This is a genomic window from Streptomyces sp. NBC_00237 (assembly GCF_026342435.1).
Taxonomy (GTDB): Bacteria; Actinomycetota; Actinomycetes; order Streptomycetales; family Streptomycetaceae; genus Streptomyces.
This window is the reverse complement of the sequence record NZ_JAPEMT010000004.1, coordinates 620,065-642,480: the sequence shown is the minus strand read 5'-3', so window position 1 is coordinate 642,480 and position 22,416 is coordinate 620,065. Positions and strand designations below refer to the sequence as shown.

The following is a 22,416-nucleotide window of genomic DNA, read 5'->3' as shown; positions in this document are numbered from 1 at the left end:
GCCGACCGTCGCCTGCCAGCCTCTTGGAGTGAGTCCTGTGAGTGCCCCGCCCCGCGAACCCTCCGCCCGCCGCACCCCCCACGGACTCCCCCGGGCGGGAACGTCCGGCAGGCAGCCCCGAGCCTGGTACGACAAGTCGCGCTACCTGGGGCTGGCGGAACTCAACCAGCTGCGCACCCAGATGGTCCGGCACAACCTCTTCGACGCCCACACGCCCGCCGAACGTGCCGGACGGGCACCCGGTCTTCTCGCCGCGTACCGCAGCTATGACGGGTCGGGTTACGACCCGCACGACACCGAGATGGGCCGTTCCGGAACCCGTTTCGGCCGCAACATGCCCCCGGACGCCGCCGTCCCCGAGACCATGCCCCAGCTCCTGACGCCCAGCCCGCGCGACGTCAGCCGGCTGCTGCTCACCCGGGACGCCTTCCGGCCCAGCGACCGGCTCAACATGCTCGCCGCGGCCTGGCTGCAGTTCCAGGTGCACGGCTGGGTCAGCCACGGCGACGCCGTCAAGGACGACCCGATCGAGGTCGACCTCGCCGCCGACGACCCCTGGCCGTCCTGCCCGATGCGGGTGCGCCGCACCCCGGCGGACCCCCACCCCTCCACGGAGACCGGATCGAGGCCGGGTTTCGCCAACCACATCAGCCACTGGTGGGACGGCTCCCAGATCTACGGCGCCGACGAAGCGCGCTGCCGTCGGCTGCGCACCGGTGAGGACGGCAAACTCGCCATGTCCGAAGGACGGCTGCCCGACGAGACCACGCCCGGCATGGCGGGCATCGACAGCACCGGCTTCAACGACAACTACTGGCTCGGCCTCTCCCTGATGCACACGCTCTTCGCCAAGGAGCACAACAGCATCTGCGACCGACTCAAGGCGTCCTACCCGACCTGGGACGACGAACGGCTCTTCCACACCGCCCGGCTCGTCAACACGGCCGTCATGGCCCGCATCCACCTGCTGGAGTGGACCCCGGGAATCATCGACTGCCCGGCCCAGCACCTCGCCTCCTCGGTCGTCGGCCGGGGCGGCCTGCCCCGCTGGCTCGCCTCCCGGGCCCGCCACGGCGGTTTCCTGTCCCGCAGCGTGGAGCTGACCGGAGCCCTCGGCTCCACCATCGACCACGAAGGGGTGCCCTTCTCCCTCACCGAGGAATTCGCCTACTGCTACCGCCTGCACCCCATGCTGCGCGACGCGTACCCGCTCCGTGCCCACCAGGACGGCCGCCTCATCGACACCGTCGACTTCACCACTCTCCAGGGCCTCAGCACCCGCACCACGGTCGACCAGTACGGGCTCAGTGACCTCATGTACTCCTTCGGCACCATGCCCTGCGGTGACAACTCCCTGCACAACCATCCCCGCGCGCTGTCCCGGCTCACCCGCCTGGACGGCGAAGTCCTCGACGTCGGCACCCTGGACATCCTGCGCGGCCGGGAACGCGGCATCCCCCGCTACAACGACTTCCGCGCCCAGGTCCGCAAGCCCCGCCTCACCGACTTCTCCCAGCTCAGCGACAACCCTCAGTGGGTCCAGCAGATCCGCGACATCTACGAGGGCGACCTCGACCAGGTCGACGCCATGGTCGGCATGCTCGCCGAGCCCCGCAAGCCCGGATTCGGGTTCAGCGAGACCGCGTACCGCATCTTCGTCCTGATGGCGGTGCGCCGCATGACCAGCGACCGCTTCTTCACCGACGACTACCGGCCCGAGGTGTACACCCCCGAGGGCATGGAGTGGATCGAACGCACCGGCATGCACCAGCTGCTCCTGCGCCACCACCCCGAACTCGCCGACGGGCTCGAAGGCACCCGCAACGCCTTCCACACCTGGCAGCCCACCGGATGACCGTGAACCCGGCAGACACCTCCTCGCCCGCCTCCGGCACCGAGGCTCTGCACGCCGCGTCCCGGCTGCTCGGCACCGCCGCGGCCGAGACCCGGCGGGCCGGCCGGGACGCCACCGCCGCCCTGTGCTCCGGCGAACTCCTCACTGCCGCCCTGCGCCACCCACGGGCCGGATTCGCGGCCGCACGCACCCTGTTGCGGACCCTCACCCGCCGCCAGGGCCTGGGACACGGCTTCGCCGGAGGCCGCCGAGGCACGGCAGCCGAGTACGCCGGTCTCCTCCTCAACCGCACCGGCCTCGCACGCGACATGGCCGTCACGGGGTTGCGCCTACGGGTCGAAGCCGCCGCCCTGCGCCACCCGGAACTGCTGGAGGGGCCACTCGCCCGGCTCATCCAGGCGATCGAAGAGGACCGGCAGGCGGAGGCCGTGAAGATCTTCCGGTCGATGGCCGCCACGGACGGAACCTCCTACTCCCTGTCCTCCGTCGCACCCGTCTTCGCCGACCTGCTCGCCTGGAACGCGCTGCTCGACGAGAACCCCTTCAACGACCGCAGCGCCTGGGCCATCGCCACCGGCGAAGTCCCGGACGCGGAACCGCTATTGGGCATCCCCATCAGCTTCTGGGCCTTCTTCGACCGCGGAGCGGGCCGCGCCGAACTGCTCCCCACAGACGTAGACCTGCACCCCCGGCTGGGCACAGGCGGGGGCATCACCCAGTGGGTGCGCAACATCGCCGCCCTCGGCAACGTCGGCCGCGTGATGGTCCACACCGTCACCGTGCCCGACGGCCCCGACCGCTACGTCCTCCAGATGTCCGGCATGGGCGGCGGCGCACCCCGCAACGACAGCCCCATGGACCTCGTGGGCGGCTTCACCAACGTCGGACGCACCGACACCCCCTACACCCGTGCGGCACGCAAAGCGGTCGCCGCGTGCGTGCCCGCCGGCGCGAAGGTGGCCATCATCGGCCACAGCCAGGGCGGGGCCGCCGCCATGAACCTCGCTTCCCTCCCCGAGTTCACCGGCACCTACGAGGTGACCCACGTCGTCGCCGTCGGCTCACCCATCGACTACAAGAAGCCCGCCGACCCCCGCACCCGGATCATCAGCCTGGTCAACGAGCACGACATCGTGCCCGCCCTCGACGGCCGCAGCGCCGTGTCTCCCTACCGGCTCCCGGACGGCTGGCTGGAGATCACCTGGCTCGACACCAGCCACGCCTTCCCGCTCTGCCACGCCGCCGAGCGCTACGCCGAGAACCTCGACCACCAGGTCCCCGAGGCGCGCGACCGGATCGACGCTCTCCTGGCCCCGTACTGCGGACCTGTCACCGGCACCCACGTCTTCCGCCTCTACGACCACTGACCGGACGGAGACCTCCGTGCACCCGCACTCCTCGCTGCACGACCGTACGAACGCCCTGCGCTCCGATGCCGAACGTCTCGACGACGTGGCGGCGCGACTGGACGAGCTCGCCGCTACGACAGCGTCCGAAGGCACGGAGAACGGCGGGCTGCACGCACGGTTGCGCACCCAGGCAGCCCGCTCCCGGCAAGCTGCCGCCGACCTGCGCGAGGCAGCACGCCGACTTGCCGACCTCAGCAGCCGCCGACCCGGGCGCGCGGCGCCGCTGGTGGCCGTGGCTCTGGTGGCCGTCCTGGTTCCCGTGGTGCTGAACCACCGACGCCGCGTGCCCTCCCGCCCGTGGGGGGAACGCACGACGTAGCGAGTGCCGACCTCCGCACGCCGAGGACGGGGAAGCGCCGCCCGGACAGGGCACCGGCTTCCGCGAAGGATCAGCCCCGAACCTTGCGGCGCCCGCTGGGTCGCTTCAACTGGCCTCTGCCCGTCCGCCGTTCGCTCCTCGGGCAACGTCGCGCTCGTACTCGGCGTGCGCGGTTTCAAGCAGGCGACGCCACGACGTCACCAAGGGCCGACGGCGCAGAAGTGCCCGCCTCTCGCGCTCTGTCATGCCACCCCAGATACCGTGCTCGATCCGGTTGTCCAAGGCGTGAGCGAGGCACACCGTGCGTACGTGGCAGCCGGTACAGACAGCCTTGGCCCGGTTCTGGGCCGCGCCATCGACGAAGAGTTCGTCCGGATCAGTGGTCCGGCACTTCGCCCCCACCATCCACTGCTCACCTGAGGTTTCCGTCACTGCGCCGTGCCTCCCCGATCCGGCCCACCCTGCCCTGCCCATCCCATGCGAGAGGCAAGTGCCATAGAACCTACGCCAGTTGAACGGACGGTTAAACGCCCAGGGCACGAGGGGACCGCTTGGGGTGAGCACCAGTACACCCGCACGAAGGTGGTGCTCGGGTAACGGCGCGCTTTGTCACCCGTGGTGGGCAGTATCGGCATCTGCGCCCCCTCCGCCGCCTTGCCGCCCGCCGTCGCCTCCTGCGGAACCGGGTCGGGTGGGCAGGAAGGCCCGCCCTAGGAGTTCGAAGCGGGGACCACGCCTTCGACGAGGCTCAGGTGGATCAGATGCGCGACGGTGGGCGCGGTGCGCTTGCTGCGGATACGGCGCAGATAGGTGCTCACGGTGTGCACGCTGATGCCCAGACGGTTGGCGACCTGCTGGTGCGAGAAGCCTGCCGCGACATGCGCCAACACCTGCTTCTCCCTGTGGGATAACGCAGGTCTGCTCTCCGGGCGGCTGTGTACGGTCATTTTCCTTCCAGGAGGAATGTCGACTTTTGCGACGGCCTCGAACACAAGTGGATCTAACCATGGCCATGTGGAAACACAAAGGGTGCTGCGCATCCGGGAGGCGGAGGGGACTGCCTCTCCTGCGCCGCCTCAGCATCTCGATCTGACGTGTCCTGCACGCCCCCACTGCCTCTTCCGCGTACCCACCGGGAACTCCGGCGATCCTGTCAAGTCACCAGTTCAGGTGACTTTATGCGGGCTTCCGTGCGAGTGAGTGTGAGGGCGGCCTCGGCTGAGCGCAGCCGTGTACGACCGTGCGTGACAGCTCGTTAGTGGACCAGGGGGAACACTTGAGGCACTTTCGCCTGCTCGTCGTGGGCAACGGCTTCTCGGCGTACGGCAGTTACCTGAACATGGTCGCCCTCAACGTTTTCATCTACGAGGTGACCGACAGCGCTCTGGCCGCAGGGATCTTCATGGCCGTACGCCTGATGACCAGCGTCGTCTCCGGCTTTGTGAGCGGACGGCTGGTCTCGGCGTACGACCGCAAGAGGTTGATGGTCGGCGCCGATCTGACTCAGTGCGCGGCCATGGTAGCCCTGCTGATCGCTCCTGACACCTCACGCGCGGGTCTTCTGTACCTGCTGGCCGTCGTCACCGGATTCTGCTCGACCCTGTCGGGGGTGGCGCTGCGCACCAGCGTCCCGGAGATCGTCGGCAGTGATCTGCGCATGCGGGCCAACTCGCAGTTGGCCACCGGACGTTCACTGGCGATGATCGCCGGGTTCGCCTCCGCCGGTGTGGTGGTCGCACAGTGGGGATACGTCGCCGCCATCTCGCTGGACGCCGTCACGTTCGCGGTGTCGGCCTGCGTGCTGCTCTCGCTGCCGATCCGTACGCGAGCACAGAAAGAGAAGAAGGAGAAGGGGGAGAGGGAGGAGAGAGGCGGGGACGGGCCGATGTCCCAGCGGGCTCGGAAGACGGGGTCGCTCATGCTGCTGCGTGCTGCCCCCGTGCTCGCGGTCATGCTGGTGGTCCGGGCTGCCGACGGCCTCGGCTCCTCGTCGCACAACGTCGCCCTGCCCGTCTACTCCAGCATCCTGGACCCGTCCCACCCGGCCACGTTCGTCAGCCAGTTCTGGGCGACGTGGGCCATCGGCAACATCGTCATGCAGCAGGTGTGCAGCAGGTGGGCCGGTCGCGAGGGACGGCAGGGGCCCGGGGAACGGGCCTTCGCGATCGGGGCCTGTGTGATGTCAGCCGCGTTCATCGTGGTGTTCGCCGGGCTGCCCACGGGCGTGGCCGTCGCGGCGGCCCTGGTGGCGGGCATGGCCGACGGGCTCACCGAGACCGCGTACGTCACCCGGCTCCAGGCGGCCCCCGACGAGCAGCGCGGTCGGCTCTTCGGCCTGTCCGCGTCGGTCGAGAACACCGGTTTCGGTCTGGGGATGCTGGTCAGTGGCGTACTCCTGGACCGCTTCACACCGTTCCAAGTAGTCGGTCTGCTGCACGGGTTGGCGATCGTGCTGTGTGTCGGGCTGTTCGTCGTTCTGGTGCGGCATACGCGTCGGTCCCGGTCCGCGCCCCCTGGAGAACAGAGCGTGCCGACCGTGGGGAGCGAGGCCCGATGACCGTCAGCCGCGATGTTCCCGTAGCCGTCGTCGGGATGGCCTTCCGCTTTCCCGGCGCGGACACGCCGGAGGAGTTCTGGCGCACGATCCAAGACGGTACGGATCGCATCCATCGCTTCACCGAGGCCGAACTGGCCGCTGCGGGAGTGCCCGAAGAGCAGTACCACGCCGACCACTTCGTCGGCGCGAGCGGGCTCCTCACCGACATCGCGGGCTTCGACGCGGGCTTCTTCGGGATGAGCGCGCACGAGGCCAAGATCACCGATCCGCAGCACCGGCTGTTCCTCGAATGCGTGCACCACGCCCTGGAGAACGCCGGGTACGCGGGGGGTGCACAAGGCGCATCGGAGGGGGCAGGGACCGACGGAGGAGGCCATGAGGTCGGGGTCTACGCCAGCACCGGCTACCACCTTTTCCCCCTCCAGTCCTATCTGCGGAACAACGTCCTCCCGGGCGGCATCGACGACTGGGTCGCCGGTATGCAGGTGACCGTCGGCAACTTCACCGACTTCACCGCCAACCGCGTCGCCTTCCGCCTCGGCCTGACGGGCCCGGCGGTCAACGTGCAGACAGCGTGCTCAAGTTCACTGATGGCGGTGCACCTCGCCGCGCAGGCCCTGGCCGCCGAGGAGTGCGACCTCGCCGTCGCCGGAGCCACCGCCATCCATGTGCCGCAAGTCCTCGGCTACCCGTACGTCAAGGGCTCCATCCTCTCCAAGAGCGGTCGGCTGCGCCCCTTCGAGGCAGGCTCGGACGGGACGGTCGGCGGCACGGGTGTGGCAGCCGTGGTACTCAAGCGCCTCGACCGGGCCGTCGCGGACGGCGACCACGTCCACGGAGTCATCCGGGGCAGAGGGGTCGCCAACGACGGCGCGGACAAAAGGACGTTCGCCGCGCCCAGCGCGGACGGCCAGCGCAAGACCATCCGGCTCGCACTGGAGCGGGCGGGCGTCGACGCCGGCACCGTCGGCTATCTGGAGACGCACGGCACCGGAACGTACAAGGGCGACCCGATCGAGTTCGCAGGCGCCACCGCCGCGTTCCGCGCGGACACCGACCGCACGGGCTACTGCGCCCTCGGCTCGGTCAAGGCCAACATCGGTCACCTCGACGTGTGTTCGGGCCTGGCGGGCATGATCAAGGCGCTGCTCGTGCTGGAGCACGGAGTCATCCCTCCGATGGCCAACTTCCGCAGTCCCAACCCTGCACTCGACCTCGCCGCGAGCCCGTTCTACATCCCGGACTCCGCACGGCCCTGGCCGCAGAGCGACGTTCCGCGCAGGGCCTGCGTCAGTTCGTTCGGCATCGGCGGCACGAACGTCCACGTCGTCCTGGAACAGGCTCCCGAGCCCGCGCCGCGCCCCGCCGACACGTCGCCGCCCCCGGCCGTCCTGACGCTCTCGGGCCACACGTCGGCGGCCCTCGCAGACAACGCCCGCGCCCTGCGCGACCACCTGCGTACGCACCCCGGCCCGCACCCCGCGGACCTCGTGACGACGCTGGCGCTCGGCCGCGCCCACCGCAGGCACCGCCTCGCGGTACGCGGCGACACCCTGGACGCGTTCACGAGCGCCCTCGACAGCTGGATCGCCGACCCGCGCCCGACGGGAGACGCACAGGCCACGGGCGTCGGGTTCCTGTTCACCGGGCAGGGCAGCATCCACCGGGGCGCCGCACGCACCCTCTACGCGCGCTTCCCCGTCGTCCGCGAGGTCCTGGACTCCTGCGAGCGCCAGTACGGCGCGCTCACCGGCGGCGACAGCCTCCTCGAACCGCTGCTCGGCGAGGAGTACGAGGGCGGGGCTGAGCCCGTCTGGCCCACCGAGGTGGCACAGCCCGCGCTCTTCGCGTTCCAGTGCGCGCTCGTCCGCCTGTGGCGCGCGGCCGGGATCGTGCCCCAGGTGGTGGCCGGGCACAGCGTGGGCGAGTACGCGGCGCTGTACGCGGCCGGGGTGCTGTCCGCCGAGGACGGGCTGCGCCTGACGGCGGAGCGCGGCAGGCTGATGCGGCGGTACTGCGCGCCGGGCGCGATGGTCGCGGTCCCGATCGGGGCACGTGCGGCGCTGGAGCTGGCCACCGAGGTTCCGGGGGTGGAGCTCGCCGTCACCAACGGCGCACTCGGCCAGGTCCTCGCGGGCCCGGCCGACGCCGTGGCACGACTGAAGGACCTGCTGGCCGAGCGCGATGTCCCGGCCCGTGCGCTTCCGGTGCGCCACGCCTTCCACACCGCCCTGATGGATCCCGTCCTCGACGGGCTGCGGGAGCTGTTCACAGGGGTGGAACTCCGGCCGTGCGACGTGCCGTTCGTCAGCGGCCTGGACGGGCGGACGCGGTCGGCGGGCTGGGTGGCGGACGCGGAGTACTTCGTACGGCAGGCGCGTCAGCCGGTGCGATTCGCCGACGTACTGGGGGAGTTGGGGGCTTCTCACCAGAGCGTCGGCGCCCTGGTGGAGATCGGACCGCACACGACGCTGACCGGGCTCGCACGGCGGGAGCTGCCGGACAGGGCCGCGTATCCGACGCTGCGGCGCGGGGCGGGGCTCGAACCACTGTGGGACGCGGTCGCGGGCCTGTACCGGGGCGGAGCGCCGATCGACTGGCAGGCGCTGAAGGGCGGGGCGGGGCGCAGAATCCCCCTGCCCGGATACCGATTCCAGCACAAGGACTACTGGACAGGACCGGAGAACCACTTTTCCAGGTCCGTACAACCGACAAGGGATGAGTTCGAAGTGGCACAGGACGAGGCAGCGGTCGAGCGAGTGACCCAGCACATCATCAAGGTCACCGCGAAACATCTCAGCTACGACACGAACGAGGTGGGCGAGGACGCCGACTTCTTCGATCTCGGCGCGGACTCGCTGCAAATGATAGGTGTTCTCCGGGAGTTGGAGGAGGAGCACCAGGTCAAGGTGTCGATGCGGGAGCTCTTCGAGGAGGCGGGCACGGCGAAGGAGCTGGCGCGGATCATCGTGGGGAAGAAGGGCGGTACGGTAGCGGCCGCGCCGCCCGTGACACCTGTCCCGCAGGCGGCTTCCGTGCCGCCCGCCCGCGTGCCGGAGCCGGTGGTCCGTGAGCCGGAGCCGGTGGTCCGTGAGCCCGATCCGGTCGTCCGTGAGCCCGCGCCCCAGGTCGTGCGGCCCGCGCCCGTCGCCTCGGCGCCCGTCCCGGTCGCGGCCCCCGTGTCCCCCGCCCCGGGCGAGTACGCCACGCGCCGCGAAGTGGACGATCTCGTACGCCAGGTGCATCAGCTCTCCCAGATGCAGCTCCAACTCATGAGTCAGCTCTCGCAGTTGCTGGCCGCGCAGACCGGGAAGGCGGACCGATGACCGGGATCGATTCCGGCAGCGTCTCGGCGGCGGTGGACCAGGACCTCGCCGCGATGGCCGAGCTTTCGCAGCGCATCGCCCGCCAGATGGGGACACCTGCGACCGAGGAGGAGGAGCAGCCCGCCGCCAGGGCAGCCCAGCACGGGCCGCGCCTGGAGGTCGCCAGGGCCTCCGGCATGGTCCGCGGCGGCGCGTCCGACGCCCAGCGGAACCACCTCGACGACCTGGTGCGCCGCTACACCGCCAAGACGCCCACCTCGAAGCAGATCGCCCAGCGCTACCGGCGGGTGCTCGCCGACAGCCGCGCGGCCGTCGGGTTCCGCAGCAGCACGAAGGAGATGCTGTACCCCATCGCGGGCCGACGGGCGCAGGGCTCGCAGCTCTGGGACATCGACGGCAACCGCTACGTCGACATCACCATGGGCTTCGGCGTGCTGCTCTTCGGCCACGAGCCCGCCTTCGTCACCGAGGCGGTCCGCGAACACCTCTCCCGCGGCGTCCAGCTCGGCCCGCGCAACGTGGAGACCGGCGAAGCCGCCGAGCTGCTCGCCGAGCTGACCGGCCTGGAGCGGGTTGCCTTCGCCAACTCGGGTACGGAGGCGAACTCCGCCGCCATCCGGCTCGCCCGCGCCGCCACCGGACGCTCCCGCATCATCACCTTCGAGGGCGCCTACCACGGCCATGCCGACAACGTCCTCGGCCGCTCCCCCGGCACCGGGGGCGAGGGGCTCACGACCGTTCCCCTGTCGGCTGGGATCCCGCACAACGCCGTCGCCGACCTCCTCGTCCTCCCGTACGGCAGCGCTGAGAGTCTCGCTGTCATCGAGCAGCAGGCGGGTGACATCGCGGCGGTCGTCGTCGAGCCGGTGCAGAGCCGTCACCCGTCGCTGCGCCCTGCCGACTTCGTACGGCGGCTGCGCGAACTGACCCGACGGCACGGCATCGTGCTGCTCTTCGACGAGATGCTGACCGGCTTCCGCCCCGCGCTGCGCGGCGCCCAGGAGCTCTACGGCGTCACGCCCGACCTGGCCACCTACGGCAAGGTGCTCGGCGGTGGATTCCCCATCGGAGCGATCGCCGGGCGCTCCGACATCATGGACGGCATCGACGGCGGGCACTGGAGTTACGGGGACGACAGCTACCCGTCGGCCGACACCACGTTCTTCGGCGGCACCTACATCCAGCACCCGGTGTCGATGGTCGCCGCCCGCGCCGTACTGGCACACCTCAAGGAGCACAGCCCTCGGTTGCAGGAGCGGCTGAACGCGCGCACCGACGAGCTGGCCGCGACGCTCAACGCGTTCTTCGAGGCGGAGGGGTTCGCCCTGAGCATGAGCCACTTCGGCTCGCAGTTCCGCTTCGAGCAGCGCGCCGACATGGAGCTGCTCTATCACCACCTCATGCTGCGCGGTGTCCATGTGTGGGAGTGGCGGAACTTCTTCCTGTCCACCGAACACACCGACGGTGACGTCGAGTTCATCGTGGAGGCGGTGAAGGGATCGCTGGGCGAGCTGCGCGACAAGGGCTTCTTCCGAGGGAAGCCGAGAGTCGCCCCCGCGCCCTCACCGAAGCCCCGGGCCGTGGCCATGGCGATGGCCTGGAACAGGGCGGCCACGGCTCGCCCGGAGCAAGAGCCTGAGTCGGCACCGGAGTCGGCACCGAAATCGGAGCCGGAGCCGGAGCAGCAGCCCACCTCTGAGGCGGCGCCCCAACAGGCCGCCCGCCCGCTGGACTTCGGCGTGTACTTCTTCGGCGACTACCCGCAGGACGAGACGGCCCCCCGGCACGGAAAGTACGACCAGATCCTGGAGACCGCCCGCTTCGCCGACCGCCACGGTTTCCACTCCCTGTGGATTCCCGAACGGCACTTCCACTCCTTCGGCGGCCTGTTCCCCAACCCCGCCGTGCTCGCCTCGGCCCTCGCCCGCGAGACCGACCGCGTCCGCATCAACGCCGGCTCCGTGGTGCTGCCGCTCCACGACCCGATCCGCGTCGCCGAAGAGTGGTCGATGGTCGACAACCTCTCCGGCGGGCGGATCGGCATCGGCTGCGCCAGCGGCTGGCACGCCGACGACTTCGCCTTCTTCCCCGACCGCTTCGGTTCCCACAAGGAGCTGATGTACGAACAGGTCGAGCAGATACGGACGTTGTGGCGCGGTGAGGCGGTGCGCCGCACCACCGGGGACGGCGAGAAGGACCTGCGGCTGTTCCCCCGCCCCGTCCAGGACACCCCGCCCATGTACACGGCCGTCGTCGGCAACCCCGCGTCCTACGAGCTGGCCGCCCGCCACGGCCTGGGCATCGTCACCAATCTGATGACGCAGAGCGTCGAGCAGCTCCAGGAGAACATCGCGCTCTACCGCCGTACCCGCGCCCTGCACGGCCTGGACCCGGATGCGGGGCGGGTGGCCGTCCTGCTGCACACCTTCCTCGCCGAGGACCACGTGGAGGCGCGCGCCACGGCGCGCGATCCGCTGTCCCGGTACATGCGCGCCTCCCTGTCGCTGTTCGGGAACGTCGCCAACAGCCTGGGCCACCGGGTCGACCTGTCGGCGATGACCGACGACGATCTGGACGTGGTGTTCGGGCGCGCCTACGACCGTTACTGCGACCAGCGGGCTCTCATCGGCAGCCCCGAAAGCGTGCGGCCCGTCGTGGACGCCGTGCGTGCCGCGGGCGCCGACGAGGTCGTCGCGCTCGTCGACTTCGGCGTCGAGCCCGACGCGATGCGCTCCGGCCTCGTCCATCTCGACGCGCTGCGCCGCGACTGCGCGATGACCCCCGTGGCGACGACTGCCCCCGCTCCCCTGTCCCCCGGCCAGCAGCGGATCTGGTTCCTGGAGCGGATGCTCCCCGGCCGTACCGCCTACAACGAGACCAAGGCGATCGAGCTGGAAGGCCCGCTGGACGTTCCCGCGCTGCGGGCCGCGCTGCGCGCCCTGGCCGGACGGCACGAGCAGCTGCGTACGGTGTTCGGTGAAGTGGCGGGCGAACCACGGCAGTTCGTACGGGATGCGGCGGACGTGGACTTCGCGGTCGTCGACGGCACGGGGGCCGGGGACGCGGTGGCCGAGACCCTCGCGGCCGAGAGCGCGCGCCTTTTCGACCTGGAGAAGGGCCCGCTGTTCGTCACGCGCCTCGTCCGGCTCGGCGACCGGCGGCACGTGCTGGTGCTGTCCCTGCACCACATCGTGATGGACGCGGCATCGGCAGCCGTGCTCGCCCGCGACGTGTCCGCCCTGTACCGGGGGGCGTTGCCCGGCGCTCCCGCAGCCGCGCTGCCCGGCCTCACCCGGACGTACGCCGACCATGCACGTCGGCAGCTCGCTTCCCTCGGCGACGCGAAGACGGCGGAGGACCTCGCCTACTGGAAGAAGAAGCTCGCCGGGGACCTGCCCGTCCTGGAGCTGCCCACCGACCGGCCCAGGCCCGCCGTGATGACCTCCAACGGCCGCGCCCTGTTCCGTACGCTCGACCCCGAACTGTCGGAGCAGGTAAGGGCATTGAGCCGCAAGCGGCGCAGCACCCTCTTCATGGCCCTGCTCGCCGGATACGCGGCCGCGCTGCGCCGTGTCACCGGTCAGGACGACCTCGTCGTCGGCACCCCGATGTCCGACCGCACGCCCGGGTACGAGGACGTCGTCGGCTTCTTCGTGAACACTCTGGCACTGCGCATCGACCTCTCCGGCGACCCGGACTTCGGCACGCTCCTGGACCGGGTGCGTGGCGTCGCCCTGGACGCGTACGACCACGCCGACGTGCCGTTCGGGGCGGTCGTGCGGGAGCTGGCGCCTGCGCGGGCGCTCGACAGGATTCCGGTCTTCCAGACGCTGGCCGAGTTCGAGACCGGTGATCCCTTCCGGTTCGACCTGCCCGGGGTCCGGGCCACGCCGCTCGACGCGGGTCCCGACAAGGCGCTCACCGACATCAGCGTGTACTTCACCGACCAGGCGGACGGCATTCGCTGCCACCTGGAGTACAACACCGACCTCTTCGACGAAGCGACGGTCGACGCACTCTTCGGGACGTTCCGGGATGTTCTCGCCGAGGCGGTGGGGGGCGGCTCCCCCCTCGTGCGGAAGGAGGGCGCCCCGGCACCGGCCCCGATACCGGAGGAGTGGCGGCGCGGGAAGGTCCGGCAACCGACCCGGAGCACCGTCGATTCCCTGGTCTCGCGGTGGGCCTCGGTCGCCCCGGATCGCACTGCGGTCAGCTGTGGCGAACTCGTCCTCAGCTATGGCGAGTTGAACGAACGTGCGGATCGCCTCGCGGCGTTCCTTCGGGCGGAGGGGGAGGCTGGCGCGCCGGTCGCCCTGTGGCTGCCGCGTGGCGCCGACCTGGTCGTCGCCATGCTCGCGGCCCTCAAGTCGGGCCACGGATATGTTCCGTTGGACCCGGGGCAGGGGTGGGCGCGGGCCGAGGCCATCCTCAAGGAGTGCGGCGCACGGATCCTGGTGAGCGGCAGCGGGCGGACGGAACCGCCGTCGACGCCGCCGGGCGGGATCCTCGTGGTCGCCGTCGACGCCCGGACGACACCAGGCCCGGTGCACGGCCCGGCCCCCGCACCCGACCCGGTGGACGATCCGGCCCCCGTACCCGACCCCGAATCCCTCTGCTTCGTCATCCACACCTCCGGCAGCACCGGCACCCCCAAGGGCGTCGCCGTCCCGCACCGGGCCGTCGTGGACCTGTGCCAGTGGCACCACGAGCGTTTCGGGTTCACCTCGGACGACCGCAGTGCGGCCGTGTGCAGCCAGGGCTTCGACGCCGCGGCCCTGGAGATCTGGCCCGCACTGACCGCGGGGGCGACGGTCGTCGTGGCCGACGAGGCGGTCCGCAAGGACCCGGCCGCGCTGGCCCGCTGGTACGCGGACCTGCGGATCAGCTTCTCCATCCTTCCGACGGCCCTGGGAGAGGCGGTCCTCGCGCTCCCGGACGCGCAACAGCCGCCGCTGCGCCACCTCTTGGTGGGCGGCGACGTACTGCGCACCCGCCCGCGTCCCGGCGTTCCCTACGAGACGGTGAACGTCTACGGCCCCACCGAGGTGACCGTGCTGTGCACGGTCGAGACGGTGGAACCGCAGGCGCCGGGTGGTGCGGCGGTCCCGATCCCGATCGGCCGACCCGTGGACAACGTTACGCTGCGGGTGCTCGACGGGCACGGCCGCGAGGTCCCCGTCGGAGAGGTGGGTGAGCTGTACGTCGGCGGCCCCGGCGTGGCCACCGGCTACCTCGGCCGCCCGGACCTGACGGCGGAGCGCTTCGTCCCCGACCCGCTGGGTACCGAGGGGCGGATGTACCGCACCGGCGACCTGGTGTGCTGGAACGAGTCGGGGGCACTGGAGTTCCGTGGGAGGTCCGACGACCAGGTGAAGATACGGGGCTACCGTGTCGAGCCCGAGGAGGTCTCCCGCGCGCTCAACGGCCTGCCGGGGGTCGCCGAAGCGGTCGTCGTGTCCCGCCGCAACCGGCGGGGCGAGGCGCAGCTCGCCGCTTTCGTCGTCCCTGCGGGGCCGACCGGAGGGCCGCAGGAGTTCGCCGACCGTCTCACGGAGGAACTGGCCGGAAGGCTGCCGGACCACCTGGTGCCGCATGCCTGGGCGGTGCTGCCCGCACTCCCGCTGTCCGCGAACGGCAAGCTGGACCGGACCGCCCTGCCCGACACCTCCGTCGTGACCGCGACGGCCGCGCCCGCCTCCGTCGTGACCGCGACGGCCGCGCCCACCTCCGTCATGACCGCGTCTGCCGCGCCCGCCTCCGTCGTGACCGCGACGGCCGCGCCCACCTCCGTCATGACCGCGTCTGCCGCGCCCGCCTCCGTCCAAGCGACGACATCGGTGGCCCGCCCGACGGCCGCCCGGGCCGACGAAGCACGCCTCAGACAGCTGTGGGCCGAGGAGTTCGAGGTGGACGTTGCGGCGATCGGCCCCGACGCCTCCTTCTTCGACCTCGGCGGCCACTCGATCACGGCGATCCGCCTGAGCAACAGGGTGCGGGAGGCGTTCGGTGTCGAGTACCCCATCGCGCGCTTCTACGCACAGCCCACGCTGAAGGCCATGGCGACGTACCTCTCCGGTGGCGGCGGTCCCGGCGGGGCGGCCGACGGCACCGGCAGCGAGACGGTCGGCCGCGCACCGGTCACCGCCCAGCAGAGCACCTTCATCGGCCGCCACCAGTCGCACCCCCACCCGCAGGTCTACAACGTGGCGATGCGCCTCACCTTCACGGGCGCGCTGGACGTACCGGCTCTGCGCACCGCGCTGACCGGACTCGTCTCGCGCCACGAGGCGTTGCGCACGCGCTTCGTGCGGGACGGCGACGAGGGCGAGTGGTGGCAGGAGGCCCTGCGGGCCAGGCCGGTGGAACTGCCGGAGGAGGATCTGACCGCGGAGCCGGACCCGGAGACCGAGGCGGCCCGCGTGGCGGCGGAGACGGCTGCGGCTCCCTTCGACATCCGGGCCGAGCTCGCCCCGGTGTTCCGTCTGCTGCGCACGAGCGGTGACCGTTGGGAGCTGCTCTTCGTCCTGCACCACGCTGCCTGCGACGGATGGTCGGTCAGTGTCCTGTTGCGGGAACTGGCGGCGCTGTACCGGGCTGCGGCCACCGGCGTGCCGCACGGCCTCCCGGAGCGCGTACCGCAGCCGAGCGAGTACGCGCGGTGGCAGCGCGAACAGAGCCGCACGCAGGACAAGGGCCGTCTGATCGACTATTGGGCGAGGGCGTTGAAGGGTGCCCCGTTCGGCTCGTCGCTGCCGCTGGACCGGCCCCGCCCGAAGGAGCCCACGGGCAAGGGCGACGTCGTGCTGTTCACGGTGGGGCGCGGAACGCGCGCCGACCTGGAAGAACTGGCGCGACGGCGCCGCACGACGCCCTTCGTGGTGACGGCCACCGCCCTGGCCACCCTGCTGTCCGGGCTGACCGGCGAGCCGGACGTCGTCCTCGGCATCTCCCACGCCAATCGTGAGCGGCGGGAGTTCGAGGCGCTGGCGGCCTGCACGGTCTCGTCGTTCACGCTGCGGGTCCGCGGCGGCGAGGCCGACTCGTTCGGCGCGCTCGTGAACCAGGTGGCACGCAGCACGGTCGAAGCCATGGACCACGCCGCACCGATCCGCGCGATGGCGGCCGAACTGGGTGCCGCGTGGGGCACAGAGGTACCCGACAAGCTGCCGTTCGGTTTCCAGTACCAGAGCTCCCTGGAGACGGACATCGAACTGCCGGGTGTGACCACGGCCATCGAGGACCTCGTGGTCCCCGGTGCCCGCGCCGAGTTCAACTTCGGTCTGGTCCCCGCGGGTGACGTGCTGTCCGGCTACGTGGAGTACTCGACCGATCTGTGGGACCGCGCCACGGTCGAGGCGTGGACCACCGCGTACGTCGACCTCCTGGGCAGGGAGACCTCGGCCGCCCTGGGCGAGGACGACTGAGGAGAGAGCACGAGGGGCAGCGCCCGAAGCGGTACTGCGGTTCAGGCTCGCGCCGCCCGGGCAGCGCACCGTCGGCGGGCGGATGCGAGGGAGGGGCGTACGCCGCGTCGGGGGCCGGGGCAGGTCCAGGCGGTGATGTTGCCGAGAAGCGCGGCACCCCACCAGGGCAGGACGAACAGGCCCCCGTAGTAGGACGGCCAGAACAGCCACGCCACGGCATAACCGGAAAGCAGGGTGACAATCGGCGGGAGCCCGAAGCAGACCCAGCGGGGGCCTCGGTGCAGGGCCCGGACGGTGAGGCGCCCGGTGGCGAACGCGGCCACCGGGCACGGGGGGCACCGGGCGTCCAGGTTCCGGCGACCGGGGTGTGGAGCTCGGCGGACGGCAGGGGGCGCGGGCTGAAGGTGCCGTCGGCGGGGTCGTCCAGGGCGGGCGTCCGAGCCCCTGCCGGTCGCCGGTCTGCTGCTCACGCAGAGGTGCTGCGTACTGCTCCACGAACTGGTACCACGCCAGGGCTCCGGGCGGCGACGGGTACGGCTGGCTCCCCGCAGTACGCATTCGGAATGCCCCGGATGTCCCTGAACGCAAGAGCCCGGCGTGAGGCGGTCCGGCCAGTCCGGCTGGACCGCCGGGCTACTTCTCCCAGCCCACCGTCTCCGGCAGAGGGTTGTGGAAGATGGTCGCGCCCACGTTCGCCAGGCCCTTCTTCACGCTGTAGGTCGACGGACCGCTGAACATCGGGAGTCGGGCGTAGTTCTGGAGGGCCTTCTGTTCGACCTTGTTCGCCGCAGCCGCCTGCTTGTTGAGATCGGCGATGTCCGCCGTGGCACGGATCTCCTTGTCCAGCTCGGGAGATCCGGCCCCCGTGAGGTTGGAGTCACGGTCCGAGCAGTAGATCTCGCACAGGTAACGGGACCCGAAGGGGTCCATGGAGCGGTTGCCCGAGAGGAAGAGGTCGAACTTCCGCTCGCTGAGGATGCTGGAGAAGTCCGCGTCGTCGGCCTTCTTGATGGCGAGGTGCACGCCGAGCGGCTTCAGCATCGCGGCGAGGGCGCCTGCGGTGGCCTTGCCCAGCGGGTCGTCGCCCACGAGCGTGTAACCGACGTCGAGCTTCTTGCCGCCCTTCTCCCGGATCCCGTCGCTCCCGGGCTTCCAGCCCGCCGCGTCGAGGTCCTTCTTCGCCTGGTCGGGCCCGTACTTCAGGACGGCCGAGACGTTGTCCTCGTACCCCTTCTGGAAGCTGTAGAGCAAGCCCGAGCCGGGCAGCGGCTCCTTGTAGTCCAGGCCCTGGAACTGGATCTTCGCGATCTGGCTGCGGTCGATGCTCTCCTGGATCGCCTTGCGCACCGCCTTGTCCGCGAGGACCGCCGACTTGGTGTTGAAGTTGAGCGAGTACACGAACGGGCTGCCGCCGCTGCGGATCTCGGTGCCCTTGAGCCCCTTCACCTGCTTCAGGCTCTCGGCATCGACCGCGGAGACGTAGTCGAGCTGACCGTTCTTGAAGGCGTTGATTCCCGCCGTCGACTCCAGGTTCACGTAGACGCGCTTGTCGAGCTTGCCCTTCTTGCCCCACCACTTGGGGTTGCGGACGAAGGTGACGTTGCCCGACTGCGCGTCCCACGTGCCGACCGTGTACGGGCCCGCACCCCACTCGGGGTGCGCCTTCTTCACGTACGCCTTGTTGAAGGTGTCGACCGCCGCCGCCTTCGGGTGCAGGAACGTGGTGAACAGGCTGGGCCAGGAGGCGTTGACGCCCTTGAAGGTTAGGACGGCCTGCTTGTCGTCCTTGCCCCGAGCGACCTCGGTGATCTGGTTGTAGCCGTCCGCGGTGGAGGCGGCGTAGTCCTTGTCCGAACCGTTGTTGGCCTTCCACGTGGCCTGGATGGCGGTCCAGTCGATGGGCGTTCCGTCGTTGAAGGTGGCCTTCTCGTTGATCGTCAGGACGACCTGCTGGTTGCCGTCCTTGACGGACACCGACACGTCGCTGAAGTAGTCCGGGTTGTACTGCACCTCACCGGTCGGCGAGAAGGTGATCGCGACCGCGTTGTACCAGTTCCACACCCGCTCAGCCGCCAGCGTGGAATTGACGTGGAACCGGTTGCCCTGATCGTCGAACGTCCCCGCAGTCGTGTAGGTCCCGCCGTCCTTGACCTTGTCGTACGCCGTCGGGTTGTAGTCGGCGGCACCCGAAGCGGCGGTCGGGGCGTCCTTCGCGGCCGAGCCCGCGCCGTCGCCGGACGGGGACTGGCACGCGGTGGCGGTGACGGAGACGGCTGCTATGAGGGCGATGGGCAGGGCCAGTCGTGCGCGCATGGGAGAGGGTCCTTGAATCGAAGGTGTGAGTGAAGGTGTGGCTGGGAGGGGGAAGGGGCGGCCATCGAGGGGCCCGTGGGTCGCCTGTTACCCGGCGTGGCAGGCGAACGCGTGGCCCGGCTGTCCCGCCACCGGCCTGGGGTCGGGGCGCTCGGTGCGGCAGCGCTCGCGGACGTCCTCGTCGGCGAGCCGGTACACGGGGCAGCGGTCGATGAACACGCAGCCGCCGGGGAGGTTCGTGGCGGTGGGCTGCTCGCCCTCCAGGACGATCCTTTCGCGGGTGCGTTCGCGCTCCGGGTCGGGCACGGGGACCGCCGAGAGGAGTGCCCGGGTGTAGGGGTGCTTCGGGTCGGAGAAGAGCGTCTCCGTGTCGCCGATCTCGACGACGTGCCCCAGGTACATCACCGCGACGCGGTCGCAGACGTAGCGGACCACGGCGAGGTCGTGGGCGACCATGAGCGAGGCGAGTCCCAGCTCGCGCTTGAGGCGCGCGAGGAGGTTGATCACTCCGGCCTGGACCGATACGTCCAGCGCGGAGAGCGGCTCGTCGAGGGCGAGCAGTTTCGGCTCCGTTGCCAGGGCCCGGGCGATGCCGATGCGCTGGCGCTGGCCGCCCGAGAGCGCGGCGGGGAAGCGGTCGCTCACCGAGGCGTCGAGGCCGACGAGCGTCAGCAGTTCGTGGACCCGGGAGCGGATCGCGTCGCGGTCGTGGCCGACGACCCGCAGGGGTTCGGCGAGCAGTTGGTCGACCGGAAGGCGCGGGTCCAGGGCGCCGAGCGGATCCTGCATGACGATCTGCACGTCGTGCCGCAAGGAGCGCCCGCTGGAACCGGTTGGCGTGGCGGTGGTGCCGAGCGCGGCACCGGCAACCGTGCCGTCCGTCGCCCCGACCTTCCTCCCCGCGATCTCGATCCGGCCGCCCTCCGGCTGCCGGAGCCTCAGGATCTCCATCAGCGTCGTCGTCTTGCCGCTGCCCGACTCGCCGACCAGACCCAGCGTCTCCCCCGCGCGCAGCTCGAAGCTGACGCGGTTGACGGCGTGCAGGGTGCCGACCCGGCGTTTGACGAACGCGCCCTTGGTGACGGGGAAGGTCTTGACGAGGTCCTCGACGCGCAGCACCACGTCGCCGCTCCCGGCGCGGCCGGTGCCCGGCTGCTGTCCGACGACGGTGACGGGTTCGACGGGGGCGACGGGGGCGACGGGTTCGACCGGTGCGGCACCCCCGGTGGGGTCCAGCGTGCCCTCGGCCATCTCGGCAGCGCGCAGGCAGGCCACGTAACCGTGTCCGGCGACAGGGCGCAGCTCCGGTTCCTCCGAGCGGCACGCGTCGAGTGCCACGGCGCACCGGTTCGCGAACGGGCAGCCGACCGGCAGGCCGGTCAGGGCGGGCGGCTCTCCGCCGATCGGGACGAGGGGGCGGCGGACCCCGCCGTCCACGGTCGGCACCGCGGCCAGGAGGCGAGCGGTGTACGGCATCGACGGACGGCGGAACAGCTCGTGCACGTCCGTCCTCTCCACGAAGCGGCCCGCGTACATGACGGCGACGTCGTCCGCGTGGCCCGCCACGACGCCGAGGTCGTGGGTGATCAGGACGAGGCCGGCGCCGGTCTCCCGCTGTGCGAGGCGCAGTACGTCGAGGATCTGCGCCTGCACGGTGACGTCGAGCGCGGTGGTGGGTTCGTCGGCCACCAGCACCCTCGGACGGTTGGCGATCGCCATGGCGATGACCACGCGCTGGCGCATGCCGCCGGAGAACTCGTGGGGGAAGGACGAGGCCCGGTTGCGGGGGTCGGGAATGCCGACGAGGTCGAGCAGTTCGACGGCCTGCTCCCAGGCCGCCTTCTTGGACAGGTCCTGGTGGACGCGGAGCGCGTCGGAGAGGAGCCTGCCCACGGAGAAGATGGGGGTGAGTGCGGACAGGGGGTCCTGGAAGACCATGCCGATGGACTTGCCCCGTACCCGCGACAGCGCCCGGTCGTCGAGACCGATCAGGTCCTGGTCGCCGAGCAGGACCTGGCCGCTCAGGGTGGCGGTGGGCGGCAGCAGGCCCATGATGCCCATCGCGGTGGCCGACTTGCCCGAGCCCGACTCGCCGACGATGGAGAGGGTCCGGCCCGGCAGCAGGTCGAAGCTGACGCCGCGCACCGCCTCGACGGGCCCGCCCTCCGAGGGGAAGGAGATCCGCAGGTCCCGTACGGAGAGCACGGGCGAGGCGTCGGCCGACGGGACCGGGTCGAGCAGGGGGGTGGTGAGTGTCATCGTCGGCCTCCCGCCGCGCCGGTCACAGAGGTGGGGTCGAGGGCGTCGCGCAGCCCGTCGCCGATGAAGGTCATCGAGACGGTGAGCAGGACGACGAGGCCCGCGGGAAAGGCGAAGAGCCAGGGGGCGCTGGTGACGGTGGCCGCCCCGTCGGCGAGCATCGTGCCGAGGGAGACGTCCGGGGTCTGGACGCCGAATCCGAGGAAGGACAGCGCGGTCTCGCTGAGCACGGTCGCCACGACTCCGAGCGTCAGGTTGACGATGAGCAGGGAACCGAGGTTGGGGATGATGTGGCGCAGGATGATGCGCAGTGGCCCGACCCCCATGAACTCGGCCGCCGTCACGTAGTCCCGTTCGCGCAGGGAGGTCGAGACGGACCAGATGACCCGGGCGGTGGACATCCAGCCGAACACGGTCAGCACGGCGATGAGGACGCGCCAGTCACCGGCCAGGCGGTTGGAGACCAGGGCCAGGATGAGGAACGAGGGAACGATCAGCAGGAAGTGGATGACGGCGAGTGTCAGCCTCTCCACCCGGCCGCCGAAGTACGCGGCGCTCGACCCGATGACCGAGGCGACGACGATCGTCAGGACGGACACGCTCACGGCGATCACCAGCGAGCGCCGCAGTCCGTGTACCGCACTGGCGTAGATGTCGTTGCCGCCCTGGTTGGTGCCGAACCAGTGCGCCGCGCCGGGCGGTTGGGTGAGGGCGGCGAAGTCGGCGTCGGTGTGGGTGTAGGAGGTGAACAGGCCGCCGAAGGTGCTGAACAGCACGAGCAGCGCGAAGATCACGACGCCCGCGACGGCGAGCCGGTTGCGCAGGAAGCGTCGCAGGTAGAGGCGGCCGAGGCTGAGGCTTCCGGGCGGCTGGGCGGCGTTGGTGGGCGGCTGGGCGGCATCGGTGGGCGGCTGGACGGTGGGCGGCTGGTCGGTGTCGATCGCTGTCGCCATG

12 protein-coding genes are annotated in these 22,416 nt (G+C 70.9%); 6 read left to right on the top strand and 6 right to left on the bottom strand.

Going from position 1 to position 22,416, the window contains the following annotated elements:
* The first annotated feature begins 28 nt into the window (after positions 1-28).
* Genes OG897_RS35355 through OG897_RS35345 form a run of 3 tightly spaced genes read left to right on the top strand, consistent with a single transcriptional unit; the run spans position 29 to position 3,583 of the window.
* Positions 29-1,855, top strand: coding sequence for a peroxidase family protein (locus tag OG897_RS35355; protein ID WP_266663488.1), 1,827 nt, complete (start codon positions 29-31; stop codon positions 1,853-1,855).
* A 2-nt stretch (positions 1,856-1,857) separates the two neighbouring features.
* Positions 1,858-3,222 carry a hypothetical protein gene (locus OG897_RS35350; RefSeq protein ID WP_266663486.1) on the top strand — a complete coding sequence of 455 codons (1,365 nt, stop codon included), beginning with the start codon at positions 1,858-1,860 and terminating at the stop codon, positions 3,220-3,222.
* A 16-nt stretch (positions 3,223-3,238) separates the two neighbouring features.
* Positions 3,239-3,583, top strand: a complete 345-nt coding sequence (locus OG897_RS35345; RefSeq protein WP_266663483.1) for a hypothetical protein — start codon at positions 3,239-3,241, stop codon at positions 3,581-3,583.
* A gap of 105 nt (positions 3,584-3,688) precedes the next feature.
* Here the strand turns inward: OG897_RS35345 and OG897_RS35340 are convergent, their stop codons facing one another.
* Together OG897_RS35340 and OG897_RS35335 are read right to left on the bottom strand one after the other, a co-directional pair.
* Positions 3,689-3,988, bottom strand: coding sequence for a WhiB family transcriptional regulator (locus OG897_RS35340; protein ID WP_266663765.1), 300 nt, complete (start codon positions 3,986-3,988; stop codon positions 3,689-3,691).
* Positions 3,989-4,293: 305 nt separating this feature from the next.
* Positions 4,294-4,530 carry a response regulator transcription factor gene (locus OG897_RS35335; RefSeq protein ID WP_266663481.1) on the bottom strand — a complete coding sequence of 79 codons (237 nt, stop codon included), beginning with the start codon at positions 4,528-4,530 and terminating at the stop codon, positions 4,294-4,296.
* Positions 4,531-4,859: 329 nt separating this feature from the next.
* Here OG897_RS35335 and OG897_RS35330 point away from each other — a divergent pair, with 329 nt between their 5' ends.
* Genes OG897_RS35330 through OG897_RS35320 form a run of 3 tightly spaced genes read left to right on the top strand, consistent with a single transcriptional unit; the run spans position 4,860 to position 16,890 of the window.
* Positions 4,860-6,140, top strand: coding sequence for an MFS transporter (locus tag OG897_RS35330; protein ID WP_266663479.1), 1,281 nt, complete (start codon positions 4,860-4,862; stop codon positions 6,138-6,140).
* On the top strand, positions 6,137-9,466 hold the full coding sequence (locus tag OG897_RS35325) for a type I polyketide synthase (protein ID WP_266663477.1): 3,330 nt from the start codon (positions 6,137-6,139) through the stop codon (positions 9,464-9,466). Before OG897_RS35330 ends, OG897_RS35325 begins: the two co-directional genes overlap by 4 nt.
* Positions 9,463-16,890, top strand: coding sequence for a MupA/Atu3671 family FMN-dependent luciferase-like monooxygenase (locus OG897_RS35320; RefSeq protein ID WP_266663475.1), 7,428 nt, complete (start codon positions 9,463-9,465; stop codon positions 16,888-16,890). The genes OG897_RS35325 and OG897_RS35320 overlap by 4 nt, the downstream gene beginning before the upstream one ends.
* A 41-nt stretch (positions 16,891-16,931) precedes the next feature.
* Here OG897_RS35320 and OG897_RS35315 read toward each other — a convergent pair whose 3' ends face one another.
* From OG897_RS35315 to OG897_RS35300, 4 genes are all read right to left on the bottom strand, one after another.
* Positions 16,932-17,213, bottom strand: coding sequence for a hypothetical protein (locus tag OG897_RS35315; RefSeq protein WP_266663473.1), 282 nt, complete (start codon positions 17,211-17,213; stop codon positions 16,932-16,934).
* Positions 17,214-17,523: 310 nt separating this feature from the next.
* Positions 17,524-19,203, bottom strand: coding sequence for an ABC transporter family substrate-binding protein (locus OG897_RS35310; RefSeq protein WP_266663472.1), 1,680 nt, complete (start codon positions 19,201-19,203; stop codon positions 17,524-17,526).
* Positions 19,204-19,290: 87 nt separating this feature from the next.
* Entirely contained in the window at positions 19,291-21,462 is a 2,172-nt protein-coding gene (locus OG897_RS35305; protein WP_266663471.1) for an ABC transporter ATP-binding protein, read from the bottom strand.
* Positions 21,459-22,415, bottom strand: coding sequence for an ABC transporter permease (locus tag OG897_RS35300; protein ID WP_266663469.1), 957 nt, complete (start codon positions 22,413-22,415; stop codon positions 21,459-21,461). Before OG897_RS35300 ends, OG897_RS35305 begins: the two co-directional genes overlap by 4 nt.
* Position 22,416: the final 1 nt, after the last annotated feature.

What these genes read in the sequence shown, in the direction of transcription:
- OG897_RS35340 (WP_266663765.1), bottom strand. Translation starts at nt 3,988, where the DNA reads ATGGTGGGGGCGAAGTGCCGGACCACTGATCCGGACGAACTCTTCGTC.
- OG897_RS35300 (WP_266663469.1), bottom strand. Translation starts at nt 22,415, where the DNA reads ATGGCGACAGCGATCGACACCGACCAGCCGCCCACCGTCCAGCCGCCC.
- OG897_RS35310 (WP_266663472.1), bottom strand. Translation starts at nt 19,203, where the DNA reads ATGCGCGCACGACTGGCCCTGCCCATCGCCCTCATAGCAGCCGTCTCC.
- OG897_RS35320 (WP_266663475.1), top strand. Translation starts at nt 9,463, where the DNA reads ATGACCGGGATCGATTCCGGCAGCGTCTCGGCGGCGGTGGACCAGGAC.
- OG897_RS35325 (WP_266663477.1), top strand. Translation starts at nt 6,137, where the DNA reads ATGACCGTCAGCCGCGATGTTCCCGTAGCCGTCGTCGGGATGGCCTTC.
- OG897_RS35305 (WP_266663471.1), bottom strand. Translation starts at nt 21,462, where the DNA reads ATGACACTCACCACCCCCCTGCTCGACCCGGTCCCGTCGGCCGACGCC.
- OG897_RS35335 (WP_266663481.1), bottom strand. Translation starts at nt 4,530, where the DNA reads ATGACCGTACACAGCCGCCCGGAGAGCAGACCTGCGTTATCCCACAGG.